Origin of the sequence: Sphingomicrobium aestuariivivum (assembly GCF_024721585.1) — a bacterium.
Lineage (GTDB): Bacteria > Pseudomonadota > Alphaproteobacteria > Sphingomonadales > Sphingomonadaceae > Sphingomicrobium > Sphingomicrobium aestuariivivum.
This window is the reverse complement of the sequence record NZ_CP102629.1, coordinates 1,222,837-1,237,761: the sequence shown is the minus strand read 5'-3', so window position 1 is coordinate 1,237,761 and position 14,925 is coordinate 1,222,837. Positions and strand designations below refer to the sequence as shown.

Sequence of the window (14,925 nt, the reverse complement as noted above, 5' to 3'; positions counted from 1 at the left end):
ACCAAGGGCGGGGGTGGCGAGAGCCGCCCCCGCTTCCCATCTGGGGGGCATGGACGATCCCCGAGACGACAGGCCGACACGCGCCGTTCCCGCAGGCCGCGCCGCACGCGTCGGCCAGTTCACGCGGCTCGGCCTCGGTGTCGTGGGCGGCATGGTTGGTGAAGGCGCGCGGCGGCTCGCGCGCGGGGAGGGGGTAAAGGCCCGCGACCTCATGCTGACGCCGGCCAATATCGCGCGGGTGACCGACCGCCTCTCGCACCTGCGCGGCGCGGCGATGAAGCTGGGGCAGATGATCTCGATGGACGCGGGCGACCTGTTGCCGCCCGAGCTTGCCGCCATCCTCGCCCGTCTTCGCGACCAGGCGCATCGCATGCCGCCGCAGCAATTGAACAACCTTCTCAAGGCCGAATGGGGTGCCGACTGGCGCCGCCGTTTCAAGCGCTTCGAGCCGACCCCGATGGCGGCGGCCTCGATCGGGCAGGTGCATCGCGCGACCCTTCCCGACGGGCGCGAACTGGCGGTGAAGATCCAGTATCCGGGGGTGGCGCAATCGATCGACAGCGATGTCGACAATGTCGCGACGCTGCTGCGCGTGTCGGGGCTGCTGCCGAAGGAACTCGACATCGCGCCGCTGCTCGAGGCGGCCAAGACGCAGCTCGCCGAGGAGGCCGATTACGAGCGCGAGGGCCAGCAGCTGGCGGCCTACAAGGCGCGGCTCGAGGGTGATGACCGCTATGTCGTCCCGGGGCTGGTGCCCGAGCTGACGACGCCCGACATTCTCGCGATGGATTTCGTCGAGGGCGTGGCCATCGAGGAATTGTTGACCGAGCCGCAAGAGGTGCGCGACCGCGTGATGGGCGAGCTCATCGAGCTGGTGCTGCGCGAGCTGTTCGATTTCGGGGTCATGCAGACCGATCCCAATTTCGCCAACTACCGCTACCAGCCCGAGACGGGACGGCTGGTGCTGCTCGACTTCGGCGCGGCGCGGGCCGTCGATCCGGACATCGCCGCTGCCTATCGCGACATCCTCGCCGCCGTACGCCGTGAGGATCGCGACGGCGTGCGCGAGGCGGCGGTGGCGGCGGGCTTCATGAGCGCCGTGGCCGCCGACAAGCATCGCGCGCTGGTCGACGGCATGATCGACGTGATCGTCACCGAATTCGCGCGTCCCGGCCCGTTCGATTTCGGCGACCGCGGCTTTGTCGCGGGGCTGCGCGAACAGGGGATGCGGATCGCCGAGGACCGCTCGGCGTGGCACCTGCCGCCCGCCGAGACCCTGTTCGTCCAGCGCAAGATTTCGGGCACCGCGCTGCTCGCGGCCAACTTGAAGGCGCGGGTCGAGATCCGCTCGCTGGTCGACGCGGCGTTAGACTAGGCCGCCATCGAGCTGGCGGATCATCCCGAGCAGCGCGTCGATGGCGGGGGTCTCGATGCCATGCTCGCGCGCGATGGCGCGGGGCGCGGCCACCAGCGCCTTATATTCGAGCGGGCGGCCCGCCTCGAGGTCCTGTAGCATCGAGGGTTTGAACACCCCCAGCGTGCGGGTGACGTCGAGCCGGTCGTCGATGCTGTCGCTGATCGAACAACCGATCGCCTCGCCGATCGCCGCGCATTCCTCCATGCCGCGACGGATGAAGGACAGCACGTCCTCGTCGTCGAGCAGCCGGTCGACCGTCTGGCGGGTCAGCGCGGACAAGGGGTTGATCGTGAGATTGCCCCACAATTTGTACCAGATGTCGTTGCGGATATTGTCCGACTGTGCGCTCGGCACGCCGGCGTCGCGGAACAGCTGTACCAGCTCGGCGACGCGCGCGCTGTGCGAGCCCGAGGGTTCGCCGAGCAAGAGCTTGTCGGCCTTGCCCACAGTGATCCAGTCGCCCTTGCGGCTGACCGAGGCGTGGACGACGGTGCCGATGATATTGGCTTGGCCGACCGCGGTACGGACCGAGCCGACGGGATCGACATCGATCACCGTCTCGTCGCCCGCGAACCAGAAGGGGACGCCGTTCTGCAGGGGCAGGACGAGCGTGTCCTCCTTCATGTTGGCGGCCAAGAGCGGCGCCACCTGCGGCAGGAACATCGCTTTTACCGCGAGGAGGATGATGTCGGGCTTGGGCTCGAGCGCCTCCCATACCGGCAGCTCGACGCGTTCTTCTTCCTCGCCCTCCTCGAGGACGATGATCTCGTTGTCGCGCTGGATACGCGACTTCTCGCGCAGGATGGCGACCTCGTGGCCCGCGGCGCGCAGGCGCCCGCCGAGCCAACAGCCGACCGAACCGGCGCCGATGATTGCCACGAACTTCTTGTTACTCATATCCACCCGTCCATCTGTTCCTGACCAAGCGCGAGCTGTGGGGGCGCGGTTCCGAGCCACAAAGAAAAAGGGCGCCGCGGCTGGCCGCGACGCCCTCTTCTGGATCGCCCGCGGGCGGTCAGCGCATCAGGCAGGGCGCCGGGCGAAGATGCCGAAGCCCATGATGATCGCGTAGCAGATGATCGGCAGGACGAGCGCGCTCGACAGGCTGGTGGCATCGGCCACCATGCCGAACACGACGGGAACCACCGCACCGCCGAAGATGGCGATGTTGATGATGCCCGACCCGTCGGCCGCACGCGGCCCCAGCTTCTCGCAGGCGAGGCTGAAGATCGTCGGGAACATGATCGAGTTCATGAGGCCGACCGCGAGCAGCGAATAGCCCGCCACTTCGCCCGTCGACATCATGCTGACAGTGATCAGCGCGATGGCACCAAGGCAGTTGAAGGCGAGGATCTTGCCGGGCGAGAAGATGCGCAAGAGGCCCGAGCCGATGAAGCGGCCGACCATCGCGCCGCCCCAGTAGACGGCAATGAGCTTGCCGGCTTCGCTCTCGGGCAGCCCGAGGACGCTTTCCTGCATCAGGTAGTTGACGATGATCGACCCGATCGCGACCTCGGCACCGACGTAAAGGAAGATGCTGAGCGCGCCATAGCCGAAGCGGGTGCGCTTCAGGAGGTCGTTGTCGAAGAGCCACAGGATCGGCGCACCGAGGATGATGAGCAGGCCGACGACCTGCGCCACCTGGTCTTCCTCGAACAGGCCGAAGCGGTTGATCGCGACGAGCCCGCCGACGAGGACGATGGCGATGCCGATGGCATAGCGGTTCCACGACACCAGCTTGCTCTCGCCCATGCTCTTGGCATCATGCGGCAGGCGCTTGCGGAAGGCCCAGACGGCGGCCGCGACGATGCCGATCAGCACGGTGAGGCCGAGATAGCCCTTCCAGATGGCAGCGCTCTCTTCCTGGCGATACTGCTGGAGTTCGACACCCGACAGCTGGTCGGCGGTCACCGTGGCAAGGCTGCCGAGGATGACGATCGTGCCGACGATCGGGAAGACGGTGGTGCCGAGCGAGTTGAACGCCTGCGCGAAGGTGAGGCGGCTGTGCGCGGTCCTTTGCGGCCCGAGCATGCTGATCAGCGGGTTGGCGACGACCTGCACCACGACCACGCCCGAGGCGAGGACGAAGAGCGCGAGGAGGAAGACCGGATAGGTCGCGGTCTGGCTCGCGGGGATGAACAGCAGGCAGCCCGCCATCATGGTGACGAGACCCGCCACCGCGCCGCGCATGTAGCCGATCTTCTTGACGAGCTTGGCGCCGGGGATGCCGATCAGCAGGTAGGCGGTGAAGAAGCAGAACTGCACCAGCATGGCTTCGGTGTAGCTGAGCGTGAACAGCTCTTTCAGCTTGGGGATGATGACGTCGTTCAATGACGTGATCCCGCCGAAGATGAAGAAGAGCGCGAAGACGAAATAGTTGAGGCCGGGCGCATGCACGCCGCCGTCCTCGTCGATAACCGGGCGGCTATCGGTGCTGGTGGCCGCATCGGGCGACACTGAAACCATGAAAAATCCTCCCCCATAGAGAATGACCCGGCAGGGGCCTGCCGGGAAACGAGGCGCGACTGTGAACGATCACAGAGTGCGCGTCTATCGCTTTTGTGCCGCGATTGTCGCTTGAAGGGAAGGGGTTAGCGTATGGTGCGGATGCGCAACACTGCCAACGCGGCGACGACCGTGGCACCTGCCGCCAGCCACAGCAGCGTGACGAGCGCCGCGCCGCCCAGCGCCGCTTGGGCGAGCGTGAGCGCGATGGCGGGGGCGAGCACCGAGGGCAGGGTGTTGGTGAGGTTCATCATGCCGAGGAGCGCGCCGCGGCGGCGGCGGCCGGCAACGAGGCTGGCGACCATCGCGCTGTCGACCGCGAGAAAGGCGGTCAGTGCAGCGGTGAAGAGCGCATGGGCGGCGATCACCACCCCCCAGTGCGGGGCGAGCGCGAGCAGCGCCAGCATCGCCGCCATGAGAAGCGCGGTAGCGACGAGAACCGGACGGCGGGCGCCGAGCCGGTCGCTCCACCGCCCCGCGAGCAGCCCCGCGGCGATGGCGAAGAGGTTGGAGACGAGCGCCAGCAGCGCCACCGCCGACGAGGCATTGCGTTCCCCGAAGCCCGGTGCCCCGCGCGCGACCGTGTCGACGTAGAGGAAGAGGTAGCTGATCACCACGACCGCGCCCAACTGGACCAGCAGCCGCGCGATCCAGGCATAAGCGAAATCGCCCTTGAGTAGCTTCCATGCCGCCGAGCCCGGTGCTTCGCCGAGCGGTGCGGTGGCGATCACGGGATCGCGGGTCCAGCCGAGGAGCAGCGGGGCGATGCCGAGCCCTACCGCGGCGGCGACCATCGCGAAGGGCCAGGCGGCATCGCTGGCCGAAACCCAGCCGACGATGCTGACCGTGAAGCCGGCGAGCGGAAGCATGCCGCCTGCCGCCCCAGCGACCAGTCCCTTGCGCGGATCGGGGACATAGTCGGCGAGGAGCGCATTCAATGGCGCGAACAGGATGTTGAAGCTGAACTGGAAGCCGATCATCGCTGCCATCAGGCCGGTCAGGGTCATCGCGCTGCCGAACGCGACGAGGCTGGCGAGGACGGCGACGAGGCCGATCGCGATCTGGGTGCGGCGGCTGCCGGTGCGCGCCATCCAGCGATCGCTCCACCAGCCGCCCAGCACATGCGCGCCGCTGGCGACGAGGCCGCCGACGAGCAGGAGGAGGGAGAGCTGCGCCAGCGCCCCGGTCGGCGCCACCGCCTCGATCCGCCGCGGCAAGAGCAGCACGAGCAGCGGCATGAAGGCGGTGAAGGCGCCGAGGTTGGCAAGGACGAGGCGGCGCTCGAAACCGGTCATGCTCGGCGCCTTTCGCGCAAGGTCACTTGGGCGCGGGACCCGTGGTCTCGCGGATGATCAGTTCGAACGGCAGGACGTGGACATCTTCCTCCGCGTCCTTGCCCTCGGCGCGGTCCATGAGGAGGTCGCAGGCCTTGCCGATCATCTTGGCGGTCGGCTGTCGGATGGCGGTCAGCGGCGGCACCGAGAAGCGCACGCCGGGCGTGTCCTCGAAGGAGAGCAGTGACAGTTGTTCGGGCACCTTGATGCCACGCCGACCCGCCTCGCGCAGCACGGCAAAGGCCATTTCGTCATTCTCGGCGATGATGGCGCTCGGGCCGTCATCGCCGTCGAACCAGTGGGCGGCGATCTCGGCGGCCTTGTCGTAGGAAAAGTCGCCTTCCTCGATGCGCTGCTCGTGGCCCGCTTCGGCCATCGCCTCGGCATAGCCCTCGCGGCGCGCGATGCTGCCCGCATATTGCTTGTTGCCCGCGAGCAGCGCGATGTCGCGATGGCCGAAATCGATCAGATGCTCGACCGCCGCGCGCGCGGCGCCCGCCTCGTCCATGTGGACCGAGACGGCGGGGATGTCGGGATTGGGCAGGCCGATGCGCACGAAGGGGCGCCCTCGCTCCTTCAATTGCTCGGCCAGTTTGGGATTCTCGCTGTGCGGCTGGGTCAGGATGAAGCCGTCGGGCTGGAGGCTGGTGAGGATGCGCTGCATCTGCCCTGCCGCCAGCGCGGGCTCGGTGTCCACCAGCTCGAACAGCATGTGATAGCCGCGTTCCTCGCAGGCCATCATGCCGCCGTAGAGCATCTGGTCGACCCAGTCGTTGCCGCGCCCCGCGGCCCAGTTCTCGATGGTGCGGGCGCGATCGTTGATCGCCATGATGAGGAAGCTTTTCGCGCCGCCCATGCGCCGCGCCGCTAGGTTGGGGACATAGCCCAACTCGGCGATCGCCTCCTCGACGCGGGCCTTGGCATCGGCGCTGACCGAGGGCAGCCGGTTGAGCACGCGGCTTACCGTTTGGCGCGACACGTTGGCCACGCGCGCAACATCCTCGATGGTCACCGAACGCTTTTTCATAATCCCTCCCTGCGCGCCCTACGCTTCCGCAGGGCGGCCCCACAAGCCAAAAAGCTCCGCGGGGACAAGGAAGTCAAGTTATCGGCGAACAGCCCAGCTTTCCGTTCACCCGGCATGCGCGTATAGATTTGCGTTAATTTCCGGAGTCGGCGGGGCAGCGAAGGGAAGCGCGGATGAACGAGGCAGACGGGAACATCTTCATTCCCCAAACCCTCGTCGATATCTTCGACCGCTCCTCGCTCATCGACATCTCGCTCGTGCTGTTCGGCGGCATGCTGGTCGCCGCGCTCGTCGGCTATGCCATCCGCAAGTCGCCGCGACTGTTCCTGCCCGAGCGCAAGGAAGAGGGAGGGCAGGAGGCTTATGTCGTCTCCGCGGTGCTTGGCCTGCTCGCGCTGCTGATGGGCTTCACCTTTTCCTTGTCATTGAGCCGGTTCGAGGAGCGGCGCGAGCTGGTGCTGGTCGAGGCCAATGCCATCGGCACCGCGCATCTTCGCACCTCGCTCATCGAAGAGCCGTGGCGCGGCCAGTTGCGCGAGACGCTCGAGGATTATGCGCAGAACCGGCTCGACCTGTCGGGGGGGATCGACGAGGAGTTACCCGAACGGCTCGTGCGCAACGAGGTGCTGCTCGGGCAGATGTGGGCGCAGACCAGCGCGATGGTGGAGGGGCAGGGCGCGAGCCCGATCACCGCCCAGTTCGTCGGCTCGATCAACGAGGTCATCGACATGGATACCGCGCGCAAGAACGCCCGCCTCGCGAAGGTGCCCTCGGCGGTCTATGCGGTGCTGCTGGTCTACATCATGATCGCCGCGCTGATCCTGGGCTATTCGCTGGTCGGCTTCTGGGCGCGGCTGGCGGCGGTGGTGTTGTTCCTCCTCCTCAGCCTGTCGATGCTCCTCATCATCGATATCGATCGGCCGACGGTGGGGATGCTGCGCGAGCAGCAGGCGCCATTGAAGGCGCTGCTCCTCTCCTTCGATCCAGACCGCGACATGGAGCAGGCGATCCAGCCCTATCTCGAGATGCGCTAGTCCCTAGCCCTTGTGAACGCTCACAAATCTGATACAGCTTGGCGCGGAGCGAGGCGCCTTCCCGCACGGGTCGGATCCTCGTCAGGAGAGAGATTAGCGGTTCGGGAACGAGGCGGGCAGCCCAAGCGCTGGCCCGTCGAAGCCCGATCCCGCGTTGAACAGGAGTGACACCCATGCGTCGCATCGCCCCTACGCTCGGCCTGTTGATGGCCGCCACCGCCTTGAGCGCCTGCGCCACCACCACCGTAGAGACCACCTCCACGCCCGCCGCCACGAGCGTCGAAGATGCCGAGGACGCGCTGGTCGCCGACCTCCTCTCGCGCATGAGCGTCGAGCGCAAGGTCGCCCAGCTGATCCAGCCGCAGATCAACAGCTTCACCCCCGAGGATATGGAGCGCTACCGCTTCGGCAGTTACCTCAACGGCGGCAACGGCGGTCCCTATGGCGATGAATATGCCCCCGCCGGCGAATGGCTGCGCTATGCCGACGAGATGTACATGGCCTCGGTCCAGCCCCTCGAGGGCGACGAGCCCGTGATCCCGACCATGTGGGGCACCGACGCGGTGCACGGCCACACCAACGTGATCGGCGCCACCATCTTCCCGCACAATATCGGGCTCGGCGCGACGCGCGACACCGACCTCGTGCGCCGCATCGGCGCGGCTACCGCGACCGAGATCGAGGTGACCGGCATCGACTGGAACTTCTCGCCGACCGTGGCGGTCGCGCGCGATGACCGCTGGGGCCGCAGCTACGAAAGCTATTCCGAAGACCCGCGCATCGTCGCCGCCATGGGCGCCGCGCTGGTCGAGGGCCTGCAGGGCGCGAATGGCGATGCCGACCGTCTCGGCGAAGGCCATGTCATCGCCACCGCCAAGCACTTCTTTGGCGACGGCGGCACCGAACAGGGTGTCGACCAGGGCGACGTCAACGGCGACATCGAGGCGCTGAAGGCGATCCACGCCTATCCCTATCCCGCCGCGATCGACGCCGGGGTCGAGACGATCATGGCCAGCTTCAACTCGATCAACGGCAAGAAGATGCACGGCAACAAGGCCCTGCTGACCGACGTGCTGCGCGGCGAACTGGGCTTCGACGGCCTCGTCGTCGGCGACTGGAACGGGCACCAGCAGGTTGCCGGCTGCACCGTCACCAATTGCCCGCAGTCGCTCCTCGCGGGTCTCGACATCTACATGGTCCCCGACGACTGGAAGGGGCTGATGGACACGCTGGTCGCTCAAGTGAACGACGGCACCATCCCGATGGCGCGCCTCGACGAGGCCACCGGCCGCGTGCTCCGCATGAAGATCCGCGCCGGCATCATCGGCAACAATGCCCGGCGTCCGTCCGAGCGCGCCAATGCGGGCGACCTTTCGAAGCTCGGCAGCGCCGAGCATCGCGGTATCGCCCGCGAGGCGGTCGCCAAGAGCCAGGTCGTCATCAAGAATGACGGCGTGCTGCCCCTGAAGCCCGGCACCAACATCCTCGTTGCCGGCACGGCCGCGGATTCGATCGCGCAGGCCGCGGGCGGCTGGACGCTGACCTGGCAGGGCGGCAAGGAGCTGGGCAACGACATGTTCCCGGGCGCCACCTCCATCTGGGCGGGCCTCGAGGCCGCCGCCACCGCGAGCGGCGGCAGCGCGACCCTGTCGGAAGACGGCAGCTATGACGCCAAGCCCGACGTCGCCGTCGTGGTCTTCGGCGAGGAGCCCTATGCCGAATTCGCGGGCGACCGGAAGAACATGGTCTTCGCCGACGAGGAAGGCCTCGGACTGCTCCGCCAGTATGAAGAGGCCGGTATTCCCGCCGTCGCCGTCTTCCTCTCGGGCCGCCCGATGTGGATGAACCGCGAGATCAACGCCGCCGACGCCTTCGTGGCGAGCTGGCTGCCGGGCGGCGAGGGCGCGGGCGTTGCCGACGTCCTCTACGGCGCCATGCCCGCCACCGGCCGCCTTTCGTTCAGCTGGCCCGCCGCCTGTGACGGCACCCCCGTCAACGGCGCGCAAGGGGCGCTGTTCGAGGTCGGCTACGGTCGCGGCCTCGGAGAGACCAGTGCGCTGCCCGAGCTCAGCGAGGAATGCGCCTATCTGGGTGCTGCCGGCTCGACCTGGTACGCCGACGGTCGCCTCGCCTCCTCGATCACCGCGAGCGCGGGCGGCACGGCCTTCCCCAACCTCGTCGGTTCGGGCGGCGGCGTGGTCGTGCGCGGCTATGACCGCAACCGTCAGGAAGATGCCCGCCTCGTCACCTTCGGCCCGGGCAGCAGCCTGACGCTGGCCGGCCCCGAGGGCGAGGGCGGCTACCGCATCCTCTATTCGGTCGACACCGCGCCTGCGGGCGCCGTCCGCGTCAGCGTCGGCGACACCACCGTCGATGTGACGCAGGAAATGGCGGTCGCGGCCGGCAAGGCCGATCGCGAGATGCTGATTACCGAGGCCTGCATGCCGGGGATGGGCGACAGCATCACCATCTCGAGCGAAGCGCCCTTCTCGATGGTCATCGCCGAAGTGTCGCGCGTCGACATGCCCGAAGGGATGGCCTGCTCCTTCTAGGCCGCCGCCAAGGGACAAAAGAAAAGGCCCGCTCCCCTCATCGGGGGGCGGGCCTTTCTCGTTGCGAGGTGCAAGCGCTTATTCGGCGGCCATGGCGGCGGGGCAGAAGCGCTGCAGATACTGGTCGTGGCCGGGCATCTTGCCGACCAGATATTTGATCGACTGGTCCATGCCCTCATATTCGCCGCGCAGCTTGTCGAGGTCGAGGCTCTGCGCCATCGCGCTGGGGCGGCCGGGCAGGATGCCCTGGCCCATCATCACCGCCACCCAGCTCGTCTCGGCGAACAGCTCGTCCTCCTCGCGGAAGACCTGCCCGTTCAATTTGAACAGGTCGATCTTCTCCTGCAGCGAATCGGGGATGTCCATCGTCCGGCAGTAATTCCAGAAGTCCGAATCGTCGCGCTTGGTCGCCTTGTAGTGGAGGATGAGGAAGTCGCGGATGCGGCTGAATTCCTTGCCCATCAGGCGGTTGAACGTGTCTTCCTGCGCCGGCGTGATGCCGTCGGTGCTGAGCATGCCAGCGACCTTCGCGATGGCGCTCTGGATGAGGTGGATCGAGGTCGATTCCAAGGGCTCCATGAAGCCGCCCGACAGGCCGACGGCGACGACGTTCTTGTTCCAGAATTTTTTCCGGCGTCCCGTGGTGAAGCGCAGGTGATTGGGGTCGGCGAGCGGCTTGCCGTCGATGTTCTTCAACAGGATGTCGGTGGCCTCGTCGGCCTCCATGAACTGCGAACAATAGACATGGCCGTTGCCGTTGCGGCGCTGCAGCGGCACGCGCCACTGCCAGCCCGCGCTGTGCGCGGTCGCGCGGGTATAGGGAAGGACGGTACCGTCGCCCTCGCTCGGGATCGCCACCGCGCGGTCGCACGGGAGCCAGTGGGTCCAGTCCTCGTAACCCGTCTCGAGCGCGCCCTCGATGAGGAGGCCGCGGAAGCCCGAGCAGTCGATGAAGAAATCGCCCGCGATCTCGGTGCCGTCGTCCATGGTGATCGACTTCACGAAGCCGCTCTCGCCATGAAGGTCGGACTTTACGACCTTGCCCTCCTTGCGGACCACGCCGCGACCCTCGGCATAGCGCCGCAGGAAGCGCGCATAAGCGGTCGCGTCGAGATGGTAGGCATAGTTGATCGCCGGCAGTTCCTGCCCTTCCTCCTGGTGCATGAACTTGCGGTGCATCGCCGCCATGGTCTCGGGGCTGAAATGGTGCAGCGGGCGCGCATCGCCGGCCATGCGGTAGCGCATCCAGATCTCGTGGAAGGAGACGCTGTCGACGGCATAGCCATAGTTGCCGAAGGGGTGGAAATAGCTGTCGCCCTGCGTTTCCCAGTTCACGAAGTGGATGCCGAGCTTGAAGCTGCCCTGGACGGCGGACATCCATTCGGTCTCGGGGATGCCGAGACGGTCGTTGAAGTTCTGGAAGGGCGGGATGGTCGCCTCGCCGACGCCGACGGTGCCGATCAGTTCGCTCTCGACGAGGGTGATCTCCACGGTTCGCGACTGCACCAGACGCGACAGCGCCGCCGCCGCCATCCAGCCCGCGGTGCCCCCGCCGACGATCACGATCTTCTTCAAACCCATGCCGCTGCTGTCCTCTCCACCTGTAACCCGGGCGCAACAGTCGAAGCCCCCGAAGCCCGCTAAATGTCGGCAAATTAACGGAAATGCGACATATTGTGAACGACCATTCTTTTCTTGTGAGCGATCACACGCTTCTTTACACCTGAACCGTCAAAATCTGCGCGATTCCAGCGCTTGCCAATAATATCGGGGAGGATCTTTTGGCTACCGAAGAGAAGAATCTGTTTAACTTGCGCATGTTCGGCACGGCCTCGGGCCTTGCCATGGTCATGGCGATGTCGCAGCCCGCTTATGCACAGGATGCGAGCGATCCGGCCCAGGCCGAAGACGAAGCCGAGGAGCTCGAGGGCACCGACGCCCCGATCACCGAGGAAGATGACAGCATCGTCATCACCGGCTTCCTCCGCAGCCTCAACACCGCGCAGGACATCAAGCGCGACGCCGACACCTTCGTCGACGTCATCACCGCCGAGGACATTGGCGCGCTTCCCGACCGTTCGGTCGCCGAATCGCTGCAGCGCGTCCCGGGCGTCAACATCAGCCGCTTCGTCCAGCGCGACGATCCCGACCGCTTCTCGGTCGAAGGCTCGGGCGTAATCATCCGCGGCCTTCCCTACGTCCGTTCGGAACTCAACGGCCGTGACATCTTCTCGGCCAACGGCGGCCGTACGCTCGGCTTCAACGACGTCTCGCCCGAACTGCTCGGCCGCGTCGAGGTCTACAAGAACCTGACCGCCGACATGGTCGAGGGCGGCATCTCGGGGACGGTCAACCTCGTCACCCGCAAGCCGCTCGACAACCCGGGCCTCAAGGTCGCGGGCACGGTCGAAGCCAATGTCGGCGACCTCGCCGAAGAATGGTCGCCCGGTTTCTCGGCCCTCGTGTCGAACACCTGGGACTTCGAGGCCGGCACCATCGGCCTGCAGGCGGCCTACGCCCAGCAGGAACTGGTCACGCGCACCGACGCCAGCCAGATCACCGACCCGTGCTTCCGCGAAGCCACGCTGCTCGCCGACCAGCCCTGTTTCCGTTCGCTGCCGACCGGTTCGGGCGGCATCAACGGCGACGTCGACCCGGTCGGTCCCGACGGCTTCGACACCTCGGGCCTGATCATCGCGCCGAAGGGCGCGGGCGTGCGCACCACCGACCTGACCCGCGACCGTAACGCTTTCTCGGGCGTCGCCCAGTTCGAAAGCGCCGGCGGCGAACTGCTCATCACCACCGAATATCTCCGTGCCGAAACCGAAGGCAGCCTCGAGGAATTCGCGGTGCTGGCGCAGGTCAACGACGACGCCTTCAGCCCGATCATCGCGCCCGGCACCAACCCGGTCATCATCGGCAACCAGCTCGTCGCAGCGACGCTGACCCAGACCAGCCAGGAAGGCATCCAGGGCATCCCGACCGAAAACCTGCGCTTCGTGCAGCAGGACGAGGCGATGACCGAGGACTTCTCGGTCGATGTCGACATGGTCTTCACCGATCGACTGCGTGCCAACGTCGAATTCCAGACGATCAACTCGGATCGCAGCCTCGACGGTGTGATCACCGCGATGCGCACCTTCAGCGACATCTACTTCGACAATTCGGGCGAAACCCCGAACGTCCAGTTCCTCGCCGCCGGCCAGGGCGCGGACGGCACCGGCCTTACCGCCAATGCCGATCCGGAAGGCATCTATTACTGGTTCCACCTCGACGGTCGCCTGCGCAACGAAGGCAACCTCAACTCGCTCAAGGGCGATGTCGAATATGATCTCGAGATGGGTCCGCTCCAGCGCGTTCGCTTCGGCGCCCGCTGGGCCGAGCGCAACCAGAAGACCCGTGCGGCGACCTACCAGGTCTGGTCGAACCTCGGTGACACCTGGACCACGCGTAACGGCGACTGGAGCTGGGGCCAGAACCAGCCCGACCGCTTCTACGGTGCGGGCGGCGGCGCTTATGTCGTCGACTTCCCGAACCAGGCGAGCCTGTACAACCCGTTCGGTGACGGCTTCCAGCGCGGCAATGTCGCGCAGCCGGTCGGCCAGGGTTACTACTATGGCGACGACGGCCTGCTCGACAGCTACCTCGGCGGCACCCTCGAGGCGCAGTTCCAGGCGATCCAGGACTTCACCCGATCGCCCGAAGCGCGCGACCTCCTGCCGGTCGATGAAGATGGCAACCCGATCTTCCAGCCGGGCAGCATCAACAGCGTCGGCGAAGACACGCTCGGCCTCTATGGTCGTGCCGATTACGAACATGAGTTCGGTAACGGCTGGGTGCTCGACGGCAACTTCGGTGTCCGTTACGCCCGCACCACGGTGCGCAGCGACGGTATCCTGAGCTTCCCCGAGCCGGGCGTCATCGACAATCCGGAACTGGGCGGTAACGGCAACGGCATCGCCGAAGTGTCGGACGTCGAGGCGGTCTGCGCCTTCATCGCGGGCAACCCCGACCTCAACCGCAGCTTCTGTACCCTCCTCGAAGAGGCGCCCGAGCGCGTGCCCGACTATGTCGCGGCACTGAACGGTGCGAGCACCGATCTCGGCACGGGCCGCAGCTACGACAACTGGCTGCCGAGCTTCAACGCCCGCCTCGACTTCGGTAACGGCATGCTGGTGCGCGGTGCGGTGTCGAAGGCGATCAGCCGTCCCGACCTTGCCGCCAACGGCGTCGGCGGCGTGGTCGGCGACAACATCGGCATCCTCAATGCCTCGGGTACGCTCGACAGCGGTCCGCTGTTCGCGATCTTCACCGGCAACCCGTTCATCAACCCGGTGCAGGCGTGGAATTACGACCTCTCGTTCGAATGGTATTGGGACACGGTCGGCTCGATCACCGTGACCGGCTTCATGAAGGACATCGACGACGTCATCACCTCGGGTGCGGTGGTCAACCAGCTGACCAACTCGGTCACCGGGCAGAGCTATGACGTTCGCGTCGATGGCCCGCAGAACCTCGAGAGCGGCACGCTCAAGGGTGTCGAAGTCGCCTACCAGCAGGTCTACGACTTCCTGCCCGGCGCGCTCGGCGGCCTCGGCTCGCAGCTGACCTACACCTATGTGGACGGCGGCGAGTTCTTCAACGATGCCGGCGGCGCCCAGCAGAGCCCGTTCGCCCAGGGTCTCCCGCTCGCGGGGGTCTCGGAGCACACGGTCAACGCGGTGCTGTTCTACGAATATGCCGGCCTGTCGGCCCGTGCCGCCTACAACTGGCGCTCGGAATTCCTGCAGACCCCGCGCGACGTGATCTTCCCCTTCTCGCCGATCTACGGCGAGGACACCGGGCAGCTCGACGCGTCGATCTTCTACGCCGTCACGGATAATGTGAAGGTGGGTGTGCAGGGCGTGAACCTCCTCGACGAGGTCACCCAGACCAGCCAGCTGATCGACTATGATGGCACGCGGATCACCCGTTCGGCGTTCCGCAACGACCGTCGCTTCACCTTCCTCGCGCGCTTCGACTTCTAAGCCGAAGCGCCGGGAACGGCCGAAAAAGG

General features: G+C 66.5%; 9 protein-coding genes. 4 read left to right on the top strand and 5 right to left on the bottom strand.

Annotation, left to right across the window (positions count from 1 at the left end; translation table 11 throughout):
- The first annotated feature begins 49 nt into the window (after positions 1 to 49).
- Positions 50 to 1,375 carry an ABC1 kinase family protein gene (locus NUW81_RS06415; RefSeq protein WP_245111629.1) on the top strand — a complete coding sequence of 442 codons (1,326 nt, stop codon included), beginning with the start codon at positions 50 to 52 and terminating at the stop codon, positions 1,373 to 1,375.
- On the opposite strand, the gene NUW81_RS06410 is transcribed toward NUW81_RS06415, so the two are convergent.
- The 4 genes from NUW81_RS06410 to NUW81_RS06395 all read right to left on the bottom strand — a co-directional run bounded on the left by NUW81_RS06410 (position 1,367) and on the right by NUW81_RS06395 (position 6,283).
- Entirely contained in the window at positions 1,367 to 2,314 is a 948-nt protein-coding gene (locus tag NUW81_RS06410) for a ketopantoate reductase family protein (protein WP_245111627.1), read from the bottom strand. The genes NUW81_RS06415 and NUW81_RS06410 overlap by 9 nt on opposite strands.
- Before the next feature lie 126 nt (positions 2,315 to 2,440).
- Positions 2,441 to 3,883: a sugar MFS transporter gene (locus NUW81_RS06405; RefSeq protein WP_245111624.1), complete on the bottom strand. Its 1,443-nt coding sequence runs from the start codon at positions 3,881 to 3,883 to the stop codon at positions 2,441 to 2,443.
- 125 nt (positions 3,884 to 4,008) lie between these two features.
- A complete protein-coding gene (locus NUW81_RS06400; RefSeq protein ID WP_245111622.1) occupies positions 4,009 to 5,217 on the bottom strand; it encodes an MFS transporter in 1,209 nt (402 codons plus the stop codon).
- 22 nt (positions 5,218 to 5,239) lie between these two features.
- Positions 5,240 to 6,283 (bottom strand): LacI family DNA-binding transcriptional regulator, encoded by a 1,044-nt coding sequence (locus NUW81_RS06395; protein ID WP_245111621.1) that lies wholly within the window; start codon positions 6,281 to 6,283, stop codon positions 5,240 to 5,242.
- A 173-nt stretch (positions 6,284 to 6,456) separates the two neighbouring features.
- On the opposite strand from NUW81_RS06395, the gene NUW81_RS06390 reads away from it, so the two are divergent.
- Positions 6,457 to 7,317, top strand: a complete 861-nt coding sequence (locus tag NUW81_RS06390; RefSeq protein ID WP_245111620.1) for a bestrophin-like domain — start codon at positions 6,457 to 6,459, stop codon at positions 7,315 to 7,317.
- 173 nt (positions 7,318 to 7,490) lie between these two features.
- Positions 7,491 to 9,869, top strand: coding sequence for a glycoside hydrolase family 3 protein (locus NUW81_RS06385; protein WP_245111619.1), 2,379 nt, complete (start codon positions 7,491 to 7,493; stop codon positions 9,867 to 9,869).
- Between the two features lie 78 nt (positions 9,870 to 9,947).
- Here NUW81_RS06385 and NUW81_RS06380 read toward each other — a convergent pair whose 3' ends face one another.
- Positions 9,948 to 11,450 (bottom strand): tryptophan halogenase family protein, encoded by a 1,503-nt coding sequence (locus NUW81_RS06380; protein ID WP_245111618.1) that lies wholly within the window; start codon positions 11,448 to 11,450, stop codon positions 9,948 to 9,950.
- Between the two features lie 236 nt (positions 11,451 to 11,686).
- On the opposite strand from NUW81_RS06380, the gene NUW81_RS06375 reads away from it, so the two are divergent.
- Positions 11,687 to 14,896 (top strand): TonB-dependent receptor, encoded by a 3,210-nt coding sequence (locus NUW81_RS06375; RefSeq protein ID WP_245111616.1) that lies wholly within the window; start codon positions 11,687 to 11,689, stop codon positions 14,894 to 14,896.
- Positions 14,897 to 14,925: the final 29 nt, after the last annotated feature.